The organism is Amycolatopsis roodepoortensis (assembly GCF_014873915.1).
Lineage (GTDB): Bacteria > Actinomycetota > Actinomycetes > Mycobacteriales > Pseudonocardiaceae > Amycolatopsis > Amycolatopsis roodepoortensis.
The window spans coordinates 2390745-2410561 of record NZ_JADBEJ010000005.1 but is presented as its reverse complement, the minus strand read 5'-3'; the positions used below and the strand labels follow the sequence as shown (position 1 = coordinate 2410561).

The window sequence follows — 19817 nt, the reverse complement described above, 5'->3', positions numbered from 1 at the left end:
ATTCGAGAATCGAACCAGACCTACTGGGGGTCTTCATGCGCGAGGCATCTTCCACGACCGGCTCGATCAACGGCGCGCTGGGGTTCAAACGGCATCTACGCGCGGAGATCCACGAGGGGAGCGGCGCCTACCTGTTCTCCGAACAAGGGGTCATCGCGATGCGCGGCGCGCAGGTCGCGTCGGTGGCGGCCCTGCTCGACGGCACCCGCGACCTTGACGGGCTCCTGGCCGCCCGCCCGGACGGAATGAGCGCCGAACAGGTCACCGGCGTGCTGGCCAGGCTGGTCGAGGCGGGTCTGGTCACCGTCCACGTCCCGGACGAGATCAGCGGGGACGAACGCGCGCTCGCGTACTGGGACGCATGCGGTCTCGACGCCTCCGCGGTGGCCAGCCGGCAGAAGCCGGCGACGGCGAGCCTGACCGCGGTCGGCCGGGGCGTCGACACCTCGCAGGTGGCGAGCGGGCTGGCCGCGAGCGGGATCGAAGTGGTCGGAACGGCGTCCGAACTGGCCATCGTGCTGTGCGACGACTACCTCGACCCGCGGCTGGCCGAGATCGACGCCGAGCACCGGCGTACCGGACGGCCCTGGCTGCTGGCCCGGCCGTCGGGCGCGCAGGTGTGGATCGGCCCGATCATGCAGCCCGGCCGGTCCGGCTGCTGGCACTGCCTGACGAACCGACTGTGGGGGCACCGGCACGCCGAGGCCTGCGTGCAGGAGGTCCTCGGGCACGACGGCCCCGCGTCGTTCCCGATGCCCGCCGTGCCGCCGCTGACCGCGGCCGCGTCGCACCTCATCTCCCTCGAAGCGTCCAAATGGCTGGCGGGACACCGCTATCCGGGGCAGCAGGCCGTGTGGATCCTGGACACGCTCGATCTCCAGGGGCGCCTGCACGAACTGCGGCGCCGCCTCCAGTGCCCCGAATGCGGTGACGAGGGGATCGTCGCCGCGCGGACGGCCGAGCCGGTGGTGCTGCGGGAGGCCAAGAAGGCGACGTCGGGCGGTGGCGGGCATCGGACCCTCACCCCGGTCGAGGTGCTCGACCGCTACGGCCACCTGGTCAGCCCGGTCACCGGGATCGTCAAGGAGATCTCCCGCGACCCGCGGGCGCCGGCGTTCGTGAACGCGTACCACTCCGGCAAGAACGTCGCGCGCCGCGTACGCGGTGAGGCGGGGTTGCAGGCCGGGCTGCGCGGGGAGAACGGCGGCAAGGGCGCGAGCCCGATCGACGCCGAGGTCGGCGCGCTGTGCGAGGCGATCGAGCGGTACTCGGCGAACTACCAGGGCGACGAACTGCGGATCCGCGACACCTTCCGCGCGCTCGGCGAGGACGCCGTCCACCCGAACTCGTGCATGCTCTTCGACGAGCGTCAATACGAGGGCCGCGCCGAGTGGAACGCCCTGCACGCCGACTTCCAGTACGTCCCGGAACGGTTCGACACCGAGGCCGCCATCGACTGGACGCCGCTGTGGTCGCTCACGCGGCAGCGCCGGAAGCTGATGCCGACCGCGTACCTCTATTACGGGGTGCCGTGGGAATGCGGGCTCACCGGGATGCGCGCGGACTCCAACGGTTGCGCGGCCGGAAGCAGTATCGAGGACGCGATCCTGCAGGGACTGCTCGAACTCGTCGAACGCGACGCCGTCGCGCTGTGGTGGTACAACCGGCTTCCCGTTCCCGGCGTGGACATCGCTTCGTTCGACGACCCGTGGGCCGAGGAGATGGTCGGCCAGTACGCGCGCGCCGGCCGGGAACTGTGGGTCCTCGACCTGACGGCGGACCTCGGTGTCCCGGTGATGGTCGCGCTTTCCAGGAGTATCGTCGGGCCCCGCGAAAACGTCATGATGGGTTTCGGCGCCCACCTGGATCCCAGGACGGCGCTGCGGCGGGCGGTCAGCGAGCTCAACCAGCTGATCCCGGCGGTGCTCGCGAACGACGTCGAACTCGACGATCCCGACGCGGCACGGTGGCTCCGGTACGCGACGGTCGCGAACCAGCCGTATCTGCTGCCGGCGCCCGGCCGGTCGGCGAAACGGGCCGCGGACTTCAAGTTCGTCCGTCGTCCCGACGTCCGTGACGACGTGGAGTGCTTGGTACGGAGGCTTTCCGTGCTGGGAATGGAGACGCTGGTGCTGGACCAGACGAGGCCCGACATCGATCTCCCGGTGGTCCGGGTGGTCGTTCCGGGGCTGCGTCCGTTCTGGAGCCGCTTCGCCCCCGGACGGCTGTTCGACGTACCGGTACGCCTGGGCAGGCTCGCCGAACCGACTCCCTACGAGCGGCTGAATCCCTTCCCCATGTTCTTGTAGATCAAGCTGGAGCAACAGTTGACGACAGATCACCCCGGCGGTGTGGCCGAAACGATCCCCCTGTGGTCGCTCACCGACGACAGCCTCGTCGAAATCAGTGAGGACGGCTCACTGGTGGTCGTCACGCGCTGGGGCGAGCACGAATTCCCGCACGCGGAACCGCTGGTGGTGGAATCGTTGCGGCGGATGGCCTTGGGGCCGGTGTCGCTGGCGAACGTGACGTCGTCATGGGAGCCCGTCGAACGGGAACCCGATCTCGAAGGCGAACTGAGCTGGACGGCCGAGGGCGCCGACGCGCTGCGGCAGGTGCTCAAGGAACTCGGCGGCTCCGTGGTGCGCTCGCTCGGTCTCGCCGACGGCCGCGGCCCGCTGCTGTCGGTGATCCCGGTCGTGCTCGCGCCGGTGTTCGCACCGGTGGCGATCCCCGCCACGCGCCCGATCCGCTTGTCCCGCTTCAGTTCCCTGCGTTCCGACGCCGACGGGATGGGGCTGGAGTCGCCGTCCGCGCGTTATCGCGTGGTGCTGTCCCAGCCGTGGGCGGTGCACGTCGCTGCCACCCTCGCGACGGCGAAGTCGGTCGGGGAGATCGTGATCACGACCGGGATCGATCGCGGCGTGGTGGGCGCGATCGTGTCCTATCTGGTCGCCGCGGGAGTCGTCCAGGCCGCCGGGGAGAACGGCAGGTTCGCCGAAGACGACGATCCCGAACTGGGCGTGTGGTCTCCGGACGAGTTGTCGTTCCACACCACGAGCCGCACTTGGCGGCCCGGCGGCCCGGCCGACCTCGCCGGGCTCGGGAATCCACCGGTGGTCAAGGCTCCCACCGGTGAAGGCCCGAGCTATTCGTTGTTCCGGCCGGATCTGACCGAGCGCGCGGAAACCGATCCGACACTGACGGCGTTGCTGGAGAACGACCACAGCTGCCCGGAGTTCACCGAAAGCGTGCTGTCGGCCGAGCAGATCGGCGAATTCCTGTTCCGTGGCGCGAGAATCCGGTCGATCGGGCCCGCGCATCTTCCGAACGGGCCCGCCCACAGCGCCTCGCAGCGCCCGTATTTCAGCGTCGCCTGCCTGTACGAACTCGAGCTGTACGTGTCGGTGAACCGCTGTTCGGGGCTGGACCGCGGGATCTACCACTACGATCCGCTCGACCACCGGCTCAGCCTGGTCAACGACGACGTGGCCGATCTCGACGAGATGCTCGACATCGCGATGATCGGCGGTGGCAACCACCGGCGGCCCTCGGCGCTGATCACCGTCACCGCGCGGATGCCGCGGATGGCGTCCGTGCTCGGCGGTGGCGCGTATGCCACGACGCTGGCGCATGTCGGCGCGTTGCAGCAGACGCTTTACCTCGTCGCCCGCGCCATGGGACTGGCCGCGCACGCCGTCCCGGTGGACGCCGGCGACCGCGTCGACCGCGCCCTCAAACTCGACTGGCCCGCCGAGGTCGGCGTCGGTGAATGCGTGCTCGATCTCCCCGTGGACGCCGTGGGGGAGTGAGCGGGCGCCGGCGACCGTCCGCCGATCGCGCACGTTCGGACAAGACCGCAGGACCCATCTCGATCGCTCGTCGAGCCCGCTGAAATCACCGACGCGTTAGCTGGCGTACAGAGAAAAGCGACAGCGAATCCGAGGTTGGTCTGATGCAGCTACGAACAGTCGCCATGGCGGCGAACGAGAAAGGCGTCACCGAACCCGGTCGGCACCCTGAGCCGGCGTCCCCCTTGCAACCCGCGGTGCTGCAGGCCATCTCCGCGATGCACGCGAGGTATTTCGACCCGATCACCTTGAGCGACCTGGCACAGGAAGTCTTCGTCAGCCCGTTCCATTTCTCGCGGATCTTCGCGAAGGCGACCGGGGTCACCCCCGGCCGCTACCTCACCGCGATCCGGCTCTTCGAAGCGAAACGACTGCTGCTGACGACATCGCTGACGGTGTCGGACATCGTGTGCAGCGTCGGCTACAGCAGTGTCGGCACGTTCACGAGCCGCTTCACCCGTGCGGTCGGGATGACCCCGACCCAGTACCGCGATCCCGAGGTCGGCGAGCTGCTCGTGGCGATGGCGCCGCACTTCCAGCGGCTGCCGACCCTGGAAGCGTTGCACAGCGCCGGAATGGGCAGCCCCACGATGCGAACCGGTACCGGCACGATCAGCGTGCGGGTCGAGACCCCGCGCGGGGCAGGCCCGGCGACCGTCCTCATCGGACTGTTCGCCGAGTCGATCCCGCAGTGCGGCCCGGTCGCCTTCGGTGGCAGGGCGAACGTCCTGTCCGCGGACATCGAGATCCAGAACGTCCCCGAGGGCCGGTGGACCGTCATCGGGGTGGCGGAGCACGCCGCCGGGACCGCGGCGTCGTCGTTCTCCGTCGGCACCCTGCCCGGCCGCGTCGACATCACCCGGTACGGCATGGTGCACCTCCGGATGCCGATGCGGGCGCCGTCGCCGACCGACGCGCCGATGGCGATCACCCTCGCCGGCGGCCCGGCGTCGGCCGGGAACCGGATGACCATGCCCGCGCCCGGTCACCTGCGCGCGGTGGCGTGAACGAAGTCGTTCCCGCGTTCTCCCGGATTCGCAAACCGGGAGAACGCGGACGCAACCGTGGAGTAGCTGGGTCATCTCCACGCGTGTGACGCTTAAGCGATCCGGAATTCGAATCCACCCGTTAGGGGGAGAGTGCGTTGGGCAATGGTTGGCGCACGATCAGACGCCGCATGATCACGCCGGACGTCTCCGAGACGTCACTGGACAAGCGCGGTTTCCACAAGAAGAGCCCGGCCGCTCAAGAATTGCTGGAGACCGTCGGTGAGAAATTCCTGCTCGGCTACGCGCACGCGGTCGAAGCGCGTTCCGTCGAACAGGCGGAAGAATGGCTCGAACGTATTCCGGTGAAATACCGCGGCTTCGCCTACGAAGGCGCGGGAATGGGTTACGGAATGTTGGACGGGCTGCCCGGCGGCGGACGCCGTCACATCGAGGGATTCCTCGACGGGCCCGGTGAGAAGCACGACTACATCATCTACGTCGGCGTCGGCTGGGCGATGGCGCGGCTGCCGCGCTTCCGCTGGCCCTCCGCCGACGACTTCGACCCGTTGCTGCGCTGGCTGGTGCTCGACGGCTACGGCTTCCACCAGGCGTATTTCAAGACGGCGAAATACATCGACGGCCAGTTCCAGGACCCCGGTTTCTCCTGGCCGCCCGGCAACGACGGGTACGCGCTGCGGGCGATCGACCAGGGCATCGGGCGGGCGCTGTGGTTCATCTGCGGTACCGACGTCGATCTGGTCGCCGACGCGATCGCGCGCTTCCCGGAGCGGCGCCACGGGGATCTCTACGCCGGGGTCGGGCTCGCCTCGACCTACGCCTGCGGGGTCACTTCCGACGAACTGCTGAAGCTGGCCGAGTTCGCCGGTGAGCACCGCGGGAATCTCGCCCAGGGCAGCGCTTTCGCCGCCGAAGCCCGCATCCGCGCCGGGCTGCTGATCCCCGAGACCGAGGTCGCCACGCAGGCGATCTGCGGGCTGCCGGCCGAGCGGGCCGCGGCCATCACCCAGGAGGTGCGCCCCGCGACCGTGGTCGACGGCGAACTCCCGGCTTTCGAAACCTGGCGACAGCGCATCGCCGCTGAGGTTCTCAACTCTGGAGGTGCAGGGAAATGACCGCGACCTTGGGCTGGCTCCGCAAGCAGCTTGCGGGCATCGTGGCCTTGGTGCTGATGGCGGGTCTGTTCGTGGTGGCTCAGCTGCCCACGGTCTCGACCGCCGAGGCCGACACGATGGCCTCGAAGTACGCGTTCGAACCACTCACGATCGCCTTGCCGGAAGCGGCCAAGAGCCAGTCGATCCGGACGGTGAACAAGGACTACGAGCACATCCGGGCCTGGATCTCGTCGGTCGGCGCCGCGATCGCGGTCAACGACCTCGACGGCGACAAGCTCGCGAACGACCTGTGCTTCGTCGACCCGCGCAGCGACCAGGTCGTCATCACGCCGACGCCGGGCAAGGGCGGCGACCGCTACGCGCCGTTCGCGCTCGACGCGGCACCGCTGCCGATGGGCAAGTACATCGCGCCCATGGGCTGCGTGCCCGCGGACTACAACGAGGACGGCCGGGTCGACCTGCTGGCCTACTACTGGGGCCGCACCCCGATCCTGTTCCTCTCGAAGCCGGACGCCACGAAGCTGGAGCCGAAGGCCTACGAGCCGGTGGAACTGGTGCCGGGCAACAACTCCAAGAACGGCGAGTACTCCGGTCCACTGTGGAACACCAACGCCGCTTCGGTCGGTGACTTCGACGGCGACGGCCACCAGGACATCTTCATCGGCAACTACTTCCCCGACAGCGCGGTGCTGGACGACCGCGTCTCCGGCGGGGTCGAGATGAACAAGTCGATGTCGCACGCGGACAACGCGGGTGGCAAGTACATCCTGCGGTTCACCGGCGCCACCCAGGGCGCGAAGCCGACCGCGTCGTTCGCCCTCGACGACAAGGCCATCCCGGCCGACGCCCAGGGCGGCTGGTCGCTGGCGGCCAGCGCGACCGACGTCGACGGGGACAACCTGCCGGAGCTCTACATCGGCAACGACTTCGGCCACGACCGCCTGCTGTACAACAAATCCCGCCCCGGGCACGTCGAGTTCGCCGAGGTGAAGGGTGTCCGCGGGCCCAACGACCCGAAGTCCAAGGTGCTCGGCAACGACTCCTTCAAGGGTATGGGCGTCGACTTCGCCGACCTCGACCACGACGGTCTCTACGACCTGTACGTCAGCAACATCACGACGTCGTGGGGCATCGAGGAAAGCCACTTCCAGTTCATGAACACCGCCAAGGACACCGCGGATCTGCGCGGCCGTCTGCAGGGCGGCGAGGCGCCGTGGGTCGACCGCAGCGCGCAGGCGGGCACCGCGTGGTCCGGCTGGGGCTGGGACGTCAAGATCGCCGACTACAACAACAGCGGCGAATCGGTGATCACGCAGGCGACCGGGTTCGTCAAGGGCGACGTCAACCGCTGGCCGCAGCTGCAGGAACTGGCGACCTCGAACGACGAACTGCTGAAGCACCCGTCCTTCTGGCCGAACATGGTCGCCGGTGACGACGTCGGTGGCGACCACACCCTGCACTTCTGGGCCAAGAGCGCCGACGGCCGCTACACCGACCTGGCCCCGCGCCTCGGGCTCGCGGTCCCGGTGCCCACCCGCGGTATCGCCACCGGTGACGCCGACGGCGACGGCAAGCTGGACTTCGCCGTGGCCCGCCAGTGGGAGCAGCCGATCTTCTACCGCAACGTCAGCCCCGAACCCGGGTCGTACCTGAACCTGAAGCTGGTGCACGACAAGGCTTCGGCGGACGGTCCGCTCCAGGCGGCCGGCACCGCGGCGATCGGCGCGCAGGTCACCGTCATCACCCCCGACGGCAAGAAGTACATGGACCGCGTCGACGGCGGCAGCGGCCACTCCGGCAAGCGCAGCCACGAGATCCAGATCGGACTCGGCAAGGTCACCGGGCCGGTGAAGGTCAGCCTGCAGTGGCGCGACCTGACCGGGCAGATCCGCACGCAGGAAGTCCAGCTGACCCCGGGCAGCCACACCTTCCAGCTCGGCGCTCAGGCTAAGGAGAAATGACCGTCATGGCTGAGCAGACACTCACGGCACCGAAGAGCAACAAGACGATCACGGCGCTTCGCCGGTTCGCGATCTCGATCACGATCTTCAACATCATCGGCTACACCGTGCTCGGTTTCGAGCAGCCCTACACCTATCCGTTCATTGCGCTGGCCACGGCGTACGCCACGGAAATCCTGCTGGAGATCATCGGCGCCAGGACACAGGGCCGGGAGGTCCGCTTCCGCGGCAACGGTTTCAAGGGACTCGTGGAGTTCCTCTTCCCGGCGCACATCACCGGTCTCGCGCTGAACATGCTCACCTACGTCAACGACCAGGTGCTGGTCATGATGTTCGGTGTGGTGGTCGCCGTCGGCGCCAAATGGGTCCTGCAGGCCCCGGTGCGCGGCAGGCTGCGGCACTACATGAACCCGTCGAACTTCGGCATCACGATCATCCTGCTGGTGTTCCCCTGGGCGAGCATCGCGCCGCCGTATCACTTCACCGAGCAGGTCGACTCCTGGGTCGGCTGGCTGATCGTCGGCATCATCATCGTCTCGGGCACCGTCCTCAACGCGATGCTGACACAGCGGATGTGGCTGATCGGCGCCTGGCTGATCACCTTCGCCCTCCAGGCGATCATCCGCGGGTGGATGTTCGACACCGCGATCCCCGGCGCGCTCGGGATGATGACCGGGGTGGCGTTCGTGCTCTACACGAACTACATGGTCACCGACCCGGGCACGACCCCGTCGAAGCCCGCGTCGCAGATCCTGTTCGGTTCGGGCGTGGCGCTGGCGTACGGGTTCTTCATGGTCGTGCACGTGGCGTACGGCCTGTTCCTCGCCACCGCGCTGGTCTGCCTCATCCGCGGCGCGTTCCTGTGGGGCCTGCACTTCTCCAAGAAGGCCACCGAGAAGTGGGAGGCCGAGCAGGCGAAGTCGGCCGAGGTCACCTCCCTGCCCAAGCCGGCCGAGAAGCCGGAGACGGAAACCGGGGCCGTGGCGGCATGACCTCCGGTGCGGAAACCAGCCGGGCGGCGCGTCTCGCGCCGCCCGGCCCGCCGCGCCGGGCGACCTTCGGTCTGCTGAAGAAGCTCTTCACCGACCGGCTGGCGCTCATGTCGGATTCGGCGGAGGCGCACGGGGACGTCGTCCGGATCGCGATCGGTCCCAAGACGATGTACCTGGTGAACCACCCCGATCTGGCGAAACACGTGCTCGCGGACAACGCGGCCAACTACCACAAGGGAATCGGCCTCCAGGAGGCAAGGCGGGCGCTCGGTGACGGGCTGCTCACCAGCGACGGCGACGTCTGGAAGAAGCAGCGCCGGACCATCCAGCCGGTGTTCCAGCCCAAGCGGATCGCGCGGCAGGCCTCGGTCGTCGCGAACGAGGTCGAAGGCCTCGTGAAACGCCTGCGGGACACCGAAGGACCGGTGGAGATCCTGCACGAGATGACCGGGCTGACCCTCGGTGTGCTCGGCAAGACCCTGCTCGACGCGGACCTCGGCGGGTTCACCTCGCTGGGGCATTCGTTCGAAGCCGTGCAGGACCAGGCGATGTTCGAAGCGGTGACACTGAGCATGGTCCCGCAGTGGGCCCCGCTGAAGAAGCAACTGCGGTTCCGGGAATCGCGGGCCGACCTCCGCCGGATCGCCGACGAGCTCGTCGCGCAGCGGCTGGCCAACCCGGTGGAGAACGGCGAGGACGTGCTCTCGCGCCTCATCGCGACCGACGGGACCCGCGAGCAGATGCGGGACGAGCTGATCACCCTGCTGCTGGCCGGGCACGAGACGACGGCGAGCACGCTGGGCTGGGCGTTCCATCTGCTCGACGAGCATCCGGAGATCGCGGCGAAGCTGCGCGCGGAGGCCGACGCGGTACTGGGCGACCAGTTGCCGACACACGACGACCTGCACCGGTTGCCGTACACGGCGAGGGTCGTGGAAGAGGTCATGCGGCTGTATCCGCCGGTGTGGCTGCTGCCGCGGGTGGCGCAGGCCGACGACGAGATCGGCGGCTATCACGTCCCCGCCGGATCCGACGTCGTCGTCGTGCCCTACACGCTGCACCGGCACCCGGAGTTCTGGCCGGAGCCGGAGAAGTTCGACCCGGACCGGTTCGATCCGGACCGGCCGAGCGGGCGGCCCCGGTACGCCTACATCCCGTTCGGCGCCGGGCCGCGATTCTGCATCGGCAACAGCCTCGGCGTGATGGAGGCCGTCTTCGTGCTGACGATGGTCCTGCGCGACCTCGAACTCAGGAAGCTCCCCGGCTACGAAGTGGTCCCCGAGGCGATGCTGTCGCTGCGGGTGCGGGGCGGGCTGCCGATGACCGTGCACACCAGGAACAGGAGGTAGGTTCCGTGGATTCGGACGAACAGGTCAAGGTGTCCACTTTGGAGGCCTACGCGGACACGATCGTGCCGGGGGAGAAGCGGTTCCCCGGTGACCACGCGATCGCCGGCGCGTCGAAGGGCCCGGGCGCGGTCGTGGCGGGCGCGCTCGAACTGCTGCACACCGACGCGACCGGGGTGACCGTCGGGCTGCCGTATCTGGCGCAGTCCCTCAACGAACACGCGAAGGGCTACGCCAAGGAGCACGACCTCACCCTCGACGAATCGCTGCCGCCGTTCGTCGCGCTGTCCTTCGAGCACCGGACCGCGCTCGTGCGGTCGCTGACCGCGCCGGGACATCCGGAGAAAGACGGCTGGGTGAGTCTCGCGTTGTTCTGCAACATGTCCTTCGACAGTGCCGCGCACAAGCACACCGCCGAAGCCATCGCCGAAGGGCACCCCGGCCTGCTGGCGATGGGGTACACCGCGCCGGACGAAGACGGGCTGTGGCGGTTCCCGAAGTTCTCCTATCGCCGCGAGCTGGCGCGGCTCCACCCCGACACGACACCTTCCGGGAGCCCCGCATGACTGCCTACGACAAGACCGACGTCGTCATCGTCGGCAGCGGGTTCGGTGGCTCCATCCCCGCCTACCACTTGGCCGCGGGCGGGGCGAAGGTCACCGTGCTGGAACGCGGGCCGTGGCTGGAGACGAAGGACTTCGAGCACGACTATCTGCTCGGCTCGTCCTACACCCGGGCGTTCGACTTCGTCGTCGGCGACGGGATGAGCGTGCTCGGCGGGAACTGCGTCGGCGGTGGCAGCGTGGTGTACTTCGCCGCGATGCCGCGTGCCCCGAAGTTCGTGTTCGAGCGCCACGGCAGCATCGGCCGTCGCATGTGGCCTTCGGAGATCACACGTGACTCGCTGGAGCCTTGGTACGACCGGGTTTCGGAATCGCTTCCGGTGTCCAAACAGGACTGGAACGACGTCTCGTACGCGGGAGGCCTGTGGGCGGCGTTCTGCGACCACTCCGGCCGGACCGCCAACCCGGCACCGGTCGCGGTGGACAACGACCGGTGTGTGAATTGCAACTTCATGATGGCGGGCTGCCGGTTCGACGCGAAACGCTCGCTGCTGACCAACTACCTGCCCGCCGCGCTCGCGCACGGCGCGAAGATCCGGCCGCTGCACGAGGTCCAGCGGATCGAGCGGATCGACGACGGCGACTACCGCGTGCACTTCAACATCGTGGACGACGAGGATTACCGGCTCCAGTCCGGCAGCGGGACGATCGACGCGAAGATCGTCATCATCGCCGCGGGCGCCGGCGCGACCCCGGTGATCCTGCAGCGTTCGGAGGCGGCGCTGGGCACCATGCCGCACGGGGTCGGGCGGTACTTCTCGGGCAACGGTGAGCGGCTCAACACCGCGATCATCAACGAGGAGCGGGTCCGCGAGGTGCTCGGACTGTCCCGTGAGGACGGGAAGGTCTACGAGGCCAACCACATCGGCAAGGGCCCGACCGTGGCGAACTGGGACAAGCTCGACGGTTCGCTGCCGGAGTACGAGCGGTACTCGCTGGAACAGCTGTACTTCCCGCCGGGGCTCGGCACGATCCTGGCGCAGGTGCCGGACGGGGACGAACCGCGTTGGTTCGGGGCGCAGAAGAAGGAGATCCTCAAGAAGTGGGCCTCCTGGCTGACCATCTTCCTGATGACCGAGGACGACAACGAGGGTGTCTTCGGCGCGCCGCCGCCCACCGGCAACGCCTACCGCATCTCGCAGCAGATGCTCGGCCGCGGTCCGCTGAAGTACGACCCGACGCCGAACACCTGGCACGGCTGGGCGCTGGCCGACGCGGAGTGCAAGGAGATCCTCGAGAAGGACGGCCTGGCGAAGGTGGCGCCGTGGACCAACGACGTCGTCGGCGCGTACACCGTGCACCCGCTGGCGTCGTGCCGGATCGGTGACGACCCGGCGACCTCGGCGCTGCACCCGAACCACGAACTCCGGGATCATCCCGGGATCTTCGTGACCGACAGTGCTTCCGTGCCGGGCGCGCTGACGGTGAACCCGGCGATGACGATCGCGGCGCTGGCCGAACGTTCGGTGCCGGGGATCGTGCGGGCGCTGCAGGCTCGCGGCGTCGATGTCACCTACGGCGCTCCCGCCCCGGACGGCTCCATCACCGGGCGGCGTGCTGTCAGCAAGCTGTCGCTGGTGGCCGGGAACTGATCATGGCGCCTGCGGTGGTGAGGCTCGCGCTGCGACGGGCGTTGCGCGAAGTCCGGTACGTCCGGCCGGTGCCCTTCGGCCGGGCGACCGGACTCGTGCGCGACGTCTACGGCCGGCTGGAACGCGACTTCGGCATGCTGGCCCCGCCGGTGGCGCTGCATTCGCCGTCGCCGGACGTGCTCGCGGCGAGCTGGGTGATGCTGCGGGAATCGTTGGTGGCGTCCGGAGAGACGAGCCGGGCGGACCGGGAGATCGTCGCGACCCTGGTGTCGCAAGAGAACTCGTGTCCGTACTGTGTCGAGGTCCACGGGATGGCGCTGGACTCGCTCGGGCGCTCTTCGGAGGCCTCGGCGATCGCTTCGGGGCAGCCCGTGGCGGACCCTCGCATGGGGACCCTTTCGCCGGGTGCCCGCGCGGAGCTGACCGCGGTCGCGTTCGCGTTCCACTACCTGAACCGGGTGGTGAGCGTGTTCCTCGGGCCGTCGCCGTTGCCTTCGTCCGTGCCGGATTCAGCGCGCGTCAAGGCCAAGGCGGTCCTGGGACGGTTCCTTCGTCCGGTGGAGGATGCTTCGCCGGGGGAGTCGCTGGATCTGCTGCCTCCGGGGTCGGGGGATTTCGCTTGGGCCGCGGGTAATCCTGTGGTCGCGGATGCCTTCTCCCGTGCTTCGTCGGTGTTCGCCGCGTTGGCGGTGCCTTCGGCCGTTCGGGAGGTCGTCGAGCGGGAGCTGTCCACTTTGGACGGTTCGCCGCCCGGGCTGAGCCGCGCTTGGGTGGATGCCTTCGACGATCCCGGGGTCCGGTTGGCCTTGGTGGTCGCGAAGGCGCCGTACCAGGTCGACGACGGTCTGGTCGCGGCCGCGGGACTGGGTGATCGAGAGCTGGTCGAGCTGGTGGGGTGGGCGGGTTTCACGGCCGCGGCTCGTGCTGTTTCGGTCGCTTCGCCGCGTGGTCGGTGAGGCCGCGCGGTCGGTGTCGTGTTGCGAAAGCCACTTTCGGGACGCCAGATGTCCCGAAAGTGGCTTTCGCGACATCGGCGGCGGCTCGGGCCCGGCGCCGGGCCCGCCTCCCTCCTCCGGGCCGAGTCCCTCACTGTGTGGATTTCGGTGCGTTGGATGACCCGAAATCCACACAGTCCGGCGAGACCGTCCCTGTCACGACCGGTGTGTGGAAATAGGGACACTCAACGTCCCTATTTCCACACACCCCACAATGGAACGCTCTTGTCACTCGCGACCCGATCGAGAAGCGCTCGAATCGGGCGCCCAGGCCACGAAATCCGTCCCGTGTGGACAGTCGAGGACGCGCCGATGCCGCCATCCGAACGTGCCTGGCCCGGACAGCGAGCCACCTTCAACAACCAGAGAGAAGACTTCACACCCGCCGCCGGTTCATGCTTGACCGGACTGCGCGAACGGACGGCGGCCGCGGTTCTGGGGACAGAACCCGGCGCCGGGACCGGATTCCGTGACTTGAGTGTTGAGAGCTAGGGGAGTGCGGTGGCATGAGCGTTGAGCGGATTTCGATTGTCGGTATCGGTCTCCGATACCCGGACGCCGGTTCCCCGGAAGAACTGTGGGAGAACGTCCTCGCCGGCCGCAGGGCGTTCCGGAGACTGCCCGACGAGCGGATGAACCGCGAGGACTACTACTCGCCCGACCCCAAGGCGCCGGACCGTTTCTACGCCCAGAAGGCCGCGGTCCTCCGCGACTGGGAATTCGACCGGATCAAGTACAAGGTCGCGGGCAGCACGTTCCGTTCGACCGACACCACGCACTGGCTGGCGCTCGACGTCGCCGCGCAGGCGCTGGCGGACGCGGGGTTCCCCGAGGGCGAAGGGCTGCCGCGGTCCGCGACCGGCGTCGTGATCGGCAACAGCCTCACCGGTGAGTTCTCGCGCGCCAACATCATGCGGCTGCGCTGGCCGTACGTGCGCCGCACGGTCGCGGCGGCGCTGGCCGAGCGCGGCTGGGCCGAGAGTGACACCGCCGAGTTCCTCCACGATCTCGAGGCGCAGTACAAGGCCCCGTTCCCCGCGATCGACGAGGACACGCTCGCGGGCGGGCTGGCGAACACGATCGCCGGCCGCGTCTGCAACTTCTTCGACTTCGGCGGTGGCGGGTTCACCGTGGACGGCGCCTGCTCGTCTTCGCTGCTTTCGGTGGTCACGGCGGCGAACGCGCTTTCCGAGGGCGACCTCGACGTCGCCATCGCGGGCGGTGTCGACTTGTCGATCGACCCGTTCGAGGTGATCGGTTTCGCCAAGACCGGCGCGCTCGCCAAGCGCGAGATGAAGGTCTACGACGCCGATTCCAACGGTTTCTGGCCCGGCGAGGGTTCCGGCATGCTCGTGCTGATGCGCGAGGACGACGCGATCGCGCAGGGTAAACGGATCTACGCCAGCATCGGCGGCTGGGGTGTCTCTTCCGACGGGAAGGGCGGCATCACCCGTCCGGAGGCCTCGGGTCACCGTCTCGCGCTGCAGCGGGCGTACGAGAAGGCGGGTTACGGCGTCGAAACCGTTTCCTACTTCGAGGGCCACGGCACCGGGACCGCGCTGGGCGACGCCACCGAGATCGAGGCGCTCTCCACCGCCCGCCGCGACGCCGACCCGCTCGCCGACCGCGCCGCGCTGAGCACGATCAAGGGCAACATCGGCCATACCAAGGCCGCGGCCGGTGTCGCCGGGCTGATCAAGGCGACGCTGGCGGTGTACCACCAGGTCATCCCGCCGGCGACCGGCCACTACGAGCCGCACGAGTCGCTGGTCGGCGACTCCGCGCGGATGTACGTCCCGACCGAGGCCGGGCTGTGGCCCGCCGACCACCCGGTCCGCGCGGGTGTCTCCGCGATGGGCTTCGGCGGCATCAACTCGCACGTCACCGTCACCGAGGCGCCGGGCGCGGCCCGGCGCAAGGAACTCGACGAGCGCACCCGTTCGCTGGTCGCCGGACGGCAGGACAGCGAACTGCTGCTCCTCGACGCCGACGACGCCGCTTCGCTGCGCGGGAGGCTGACCGGTCTGCTGGAAGTCGTGCCGAAGCTCTCGCTGGCGGAGCTCGCGGACCTCGCGGCCACGCTTTCCGCGGAACTGTCCGGGAAACCGGTCCGCGCCGCGATCGTCGCGACCAATCCCGAGGACGCCGAGCGCAAGCTGGCCAAGCTGCTCGACCTCCTCGGGGAGGGAGAGCCGGAAGTCTTCTCCACCGGCGACGGCATCTTCGCGGGCTCCCGCGGCAAGGACCCGAAGATCGGTTTCCTGTTCCCCGGCCAGGGTTCCGGACGCGGCACGGTCGGCGCGCTGCGCAAGCGCTTTTCCCACGCCGACGACATCTATCGCGCGGCCGCCCTTTCGACCGGCGCCGACCAGGTCGCCACCGAGGTCGCGCAACCGCGCATCGTCACCGGTTCGCTCGCCGGGCTCCGCGTGCTGAAGAGCCTCGGCATCGAAGCACAGACGGTCGCCGGTCACAGCCTCGGTGAACTCACCGCCCTGCACTGGGGCGGCGCGCTCACCGAACGCGAAGTCCTCAAGCTGGCCAAGATCCGCGGCAAGGTGATGGCGACCGCGAGCGACGGCAACGGCGCCATGGCGGGGATCGCCGCCGGCCCCGGGGTCGCCGAGCGCTTCGCCGAGGGCGAGGACGTCGTCATCGCGGGCTACAACGCGCCCGAGCAGACCGTCCTTTCCGGACCGTCGGAGGCGATCGACCGGGTGGTCGCCCGTGCGCGGGCGGAGGGCGTCACCGCCACCCGCATCAACGTCTCGCACGCGTTCCACTCGCCGGCGGTCGTCCCGGCCGCCGAGGCGATGACCGAGGAGCTGGCCGCGTTCGACTTCGCCAGGCTCGACCGGCCCGTCGTCTCGACGGTGACCGGTGACGTCCTGCACGCCGCCGAGGACCTGCGCGATCTGCTCCGGGACCAGGTGGTCCTGCCGGTCCGCTTCCGCGAGGCGGCCGCGAAGGTCGCCGAACGCAGCGACCTGGTGATCGAGGTCGGCCCCGGCCACGTGCTCACCGGTCTGGTCGGCGAGATCGCGCCCGGTACGCCGGTGCTCGCGATCGACACCGACAGCCCGAAGCTGGCCGCGCTGCTGAAGGTCGCGGGCGCCGCGTTCGCGTTCGGCGCCCCGCTGAACACCTCCGCGCTGTTCGACGGCCGGATCGTGCGGACGCTGCCGGTGGACGGGGAGTTCTCGTTCCTCACCAGCCCGTGTGAGGCCGCGCCGTCCATCGGTGCCGACCTGACCCGCGACCGGGTCGCCGACCCCGCCGCGCCCGCCGAGGCCCCGGCCGGAACGGCTTCGGAGAGCGGTGGCAGCAGCACCCTCGACTTGCTGCGCAAGCTCGCTTCCGAGCGGGTCGAACTGCCGCTCGAAGCGGTCACCGCCGACACGCATCCGCTCGACGACCTGCACCTTTCGTCGATCACGGTCGGCCAGCTCGTCAACGACGTGACCCGGGCGCTCGGCCGCCCCGCACTGGAGGGCATGCCGAACTTCGCGACCGTCTGTCTCGGCGAACTCGCCGAGATGATCGACGAACTCGCCCAGACCGCCAAACCCGCCGACAACAACCAGGCCGAGGTCGCCGGCGTCGGACCGTGGGTGCGGCCGTTCGGGGTCGAGTACGTCGTCGCGCCGAAGCCGTCGCCCGATCTCACGCCGGGCCTGTCCACCGCCGAGTGGACGGCGTTCGCGCCGGACGGCCATCCGCTGGTGGAGCCGCTGCGCGCGGCATTGGCCACCGCGGGCGTCGGCGACGGTGTCCTGCTCTGCCTGAACTCCGACAGCGGTTCCGGCGACGTCGGCCTGTTCCTCGACGCGGGCCGCGCCGTGCTGGCCGCGCCCAACGGCACGCGGTTCGTCGTGGTGCAGCACGGTCTCGGTGCCTCCGGTCTGGCGAAGACGCTGCGCCTGGAGGACCCGTCGGCCCGCACCACGATCGTCGATCTCGCCGACGTCGGCCCGGTCGACCCCGAGGCCGTCAGTGCCGCGGTGTCCACCGTGGTCGCCGAAGTGGCGGCGACCAACGACTTCAGCGAGGTCCGCTACGACGCCGCCGGGATCCGCACGGTGCCGAAGCTCGCCGCGCTGACCCCGGCCGAGGCCGAAGGGACCCCGCTGGGGACCGAAGACGTCCTGCTCGTCACCGGTGGCGGCAAGGGCATCACCGCCGAGAGCGCGCTGGCGCTGGCCCAGGACTCCGGCGCGAAACTGGCGCTGCTCGGCCGGAGCGACCCGGCCGACGACGCCGAACTGTCGGAGAACCTCGGCCGGATGGCGGCGGCGGGCATCACCTACCGCTACGAACGCGCCGACGTCACCGACGCCCGTCAGGTGGCCGACGCGATCGGCCGCGTGCAGACCGAGTTCGGCCCGGTCACCGCGGTGTTGCACGGCGCGGGCCGCAACGAGCCCGCCGCGCTGTTCTCCTTGACCGAGGAGAGCTTCCGCAAGACGCTGGCCCCGAAGATCGGCGGTCTCAACGCCGTCCTCGACGCCGTCGACCAGGACAAGATCAAGCTGCTGGTGACCTTCGGCAGCATCATCGGCCGGGCGGGCCTGCGCGGTGAGGCGCACTACGCCACGGCCAACGACTGGATGACCGAACTGACCGTGCGGTTCGGCCAGGAGCACCCCCAGGCCAGGGCGATCGCCCTCGAATGGTCGGTCTGGTCGGGGACGGGCATGGGCGAAAAGCTCGGTGTCGTCAGCGCTCTGATGCGCGACGGCATCACCCCGATCCCGACCGAGGAGGGCATCGAGATCCTCCGCCAGGTCGTCGGCGATCCGACCGCTCCGTCGGTGCTGGTCGTCTGCGGCCGGACCGGTGGCCTGGCCACCCTGCCGGTGGAGAAGCGCGAACTGCCGCTGACCCGCTTCGTCGACCGGGCGGTCGTGCACTACCCGGGCGTCGAGCTGATCACCGAGGCCGACCTGTCCGCGGGCAGCGACCCGTATCTGGCCGACCACCTGCTCGACGGTCAGCTGCTGTTCCCGGCGGTGATCGGCATGGAGGCGATGACCCAGGTCGCGAAGGCCGCCCTCGGCGCGGAAACGCTGCCGGCGCCGGTGCTCTCCGACGTCGAGTTCCTGCGCCCGATCATCGTCTCGCCGGGCGGGTCGACCACGATCCGGCTCGCCGCGCTGGCCAGGGACGCCGAAACGGTGGACGTGGTGCTGCGCAGCGGCGAGACCGGGTTCAGCGCCGACCACTTCCGGGCCCGGCTGCGGTTCTCCCGGCCGGATCCGCTCGGCGAGACCGTCGTCCGCGACGTCGCGCTGCCGCCCGTCCCGGTCGACCCGACGACCGAGCTGTACGGCACGGTCCTGTTCCAGGGCAAGCGGTTCCAGCGGGTCACCGGATACCGGCGGGCCAGCGCGCGGCACGCGGTCGCGGAGATCGCGACCGGCGCCGAGGTCGACTGGTTCGCGCCGTTCCTCCCGCAGGAGAAGCTGCTGGCCGACCCGGGCACCCGCGACGCGATGATGCACGCCATCCAGTGCTGTGTCCCGGACGCGACCCTGCTGCCGCAAGGGATCGAGCGGCTGTACCTCGCCGAACCCGGCGAGCAGGACCCGGAGTACGTGCTCCTCGACGCCCGCGAACGTTCGCAGGACGGCGACAGCTACCTCTACGACCTCGACGTCCGCAACCCCGACGGGAAGCTGGTCGAGCGGTGGGAAGGGCTGAAGCTGCGCGCGGTGCGCAAGCGGGACGGCGAAGGGCCTTGGGTTCCGTCGATGCTCGGGTCCTATTTGGAGCGTTCCGTGGAACGGCTGCTCGGCTCGTCCCGCGCGATCGTCGTCGAACCGGACCCGGTGGGCGTTTCGGTGGAGACCACGCCGGAACGGCGGGCACAGACGGCCTTGGCCGCCGGCCGCGCCGTCGACGCCCCGCTCGAGATCCGCTACCGCCCGGACGGCAAACCGGAGGCCGACGGGGTCGAGGTGAGCGCGTCGCACAGCTCCGACCTCACCCTCGCGATCGCGGGCAGCGGCCAGGTCGCGTGCGACGTCGAAACCGCGATCGAGCGGACGCCCGAGGACTGGGCGGGGCTGCTCGGTGAGGATCTGCTGTCGGTGGGCGAACTGCTCGCCGCGGACGCCCGCGAGCCGCTTTCGGTCGCGCACACCCGGGTCTGGAGCGCGCTGGAATGCGTGCGCAAGACCGGGGACATGACACAGGCGCTCACCGTGCACCGGGTCGACCCGGACGGCTGGGCGGTGCTTTCCCACGGCGCTGCCCGCATCGCCACCTGGGTGACGACCGTCAACGACCGGACCGATCCCGTCGTCTTCGCGGTGCTCCAGGGAGAGGAGAACTGA

At 69.5% G+C, this 19817-nt stretch carries 11 protein-coding genes; all 11 read left to right on the top strand.

Going from position 1 to position 19817, the window contains the following annotated elements; genetic code table 11:
- The first annotated feature begins 35 nt into the window (after positions 1-35).
- The 11 genes from H4W30_RS30715 to H4W30_RS30665 all read left to right on the top strand — a co-directional run bounded on the left by H4W30_RS30715 (position 36) and on the right by H4W30_RS30665 (position 19817).
- Positions 36-2309 carry a TOMM precursor leader peptide-binding protein gene (locus H4W30_RS30715; RefSeq protein WP_192745971.1) on the top strand — a complete coding sequence of 758 codons (2274 nt, stop codon included), beginning with the start codon at positions 36-38 and terminating at the stop codon, positions 2307-2309.
- A gap of 42 nt (positions 2310-2351) precedes the next feature.
- Complete coding sequence (locus H4W30_RS30710; protein WP_192746874.1) at positions 2352-3812, top strand: SagB family peptide dehydrogenase; 1461 nt, start codon at positions 2352-2354, stop codon at positions 3810-3812.
- Positions 3813-3955: 143 nt separating this feature from the next.
- Entirely contained in the window at positions 3956-4858 is a 903-nt protein-coding gene (locus tag H4W30_RS30705; RefSeq protein ID WP_378234889.1) for a helix-turn-helix transcriptional regulator, read from the top strand.
- 158 nt (positions 4859-5016) lie between these two features.
- Complete coding sequence (locus tag H4W30_RS30700) at positions 5017-5973, top strand: DUF1702 family protein (protein WP_318780738.1); 957 nt, start codon at positions 5017-5019, stop codon at positions 5971-5973.
- A complete protein-coding gene (locus H4W30_RS30695) occupies positions 5970-7934 on the top strand; it encodes a CRTAC1 family protein (RefSeq protein ID WP_192745969.1) in 1965 nt (654 codons plus the stop codon). The genes H4W30_RS30700 and H4W30_RS30695 overlap by 4 nt, the downstream gene beginning before the upstream one ends.
- Positions 7931-8926: an enediyne biosynthesis protein gene (locus H4W30_RS30690; RefSeq protein ID WP_192745968.1), complete on the top strand. Its 996-nt coding sequence runs from the start codon at positions 7931-7933 to the stop codon at positions 8924-8926. Before H4W30_RS30695 ends, H4W30_RS30690 begins: the two co-directional genes overlap by 4 nt.
- The gene (locus H4W30_RS30685; protein ID WP_192745967.1) at positions 8923-10275 is read left to right on the top strand and encodes a cytochrome P450; all 1353 of its coding nucleotides are present in this window, start codon (positions 8923-8925) and stop codon (positions 10273-10275) included. The genes H4W30_RS30690 and H4W30_RS30685 overlap by 4 nt, the downstream gene beginning before the upstream one ends.
- Before the next feature lie 5 nt (positions 10276-10280).
- Positions 10281-10838: a DUF5987 family protein gene (locus H4W30_RS30680; RefSeq protein WP_192745966.1), complete on the top strand. Its 558-nt coding sequence runs from the start codon at positions 10281-10283 to the stop codon at positions 10836-10838.
- Entirely contained in the window at positions 10835-12487 is a 1653-nt protein-coding gene (locus H4W30_RS30675) for a GMC family oxidoreductase N-terminal domain-containing protein (RefSeq protein ID WP_192745965.1), read from the top strand. Before H4W30_RS30680 ends, H4W30_RS30675 begins: the two co-directional genes overlap by 4 nt.
- 2 nt (positions 12488-12489) lie before the next feature.
- A complete protein-coding gene (locus H4W30_RS30670) occupies positions 12490-13443 on the top strand; it encodes a carboxymuconolactone decarboxylase family protein (RefSeq protein ID WP_192745964.1) in 954 nt (317 codons plus the stop codon).
- 545 nt (positions 13444-13988) lie between these two features.
- On the top strand, positions 13989-19817 hold the full coding sequence (locus H4W30_RS30665; protein WP_192745963.1) for a type I polyketide synthase: 5829 nt from the start codon (positions 13989-13991) through the stop codon (positions 19815-19817).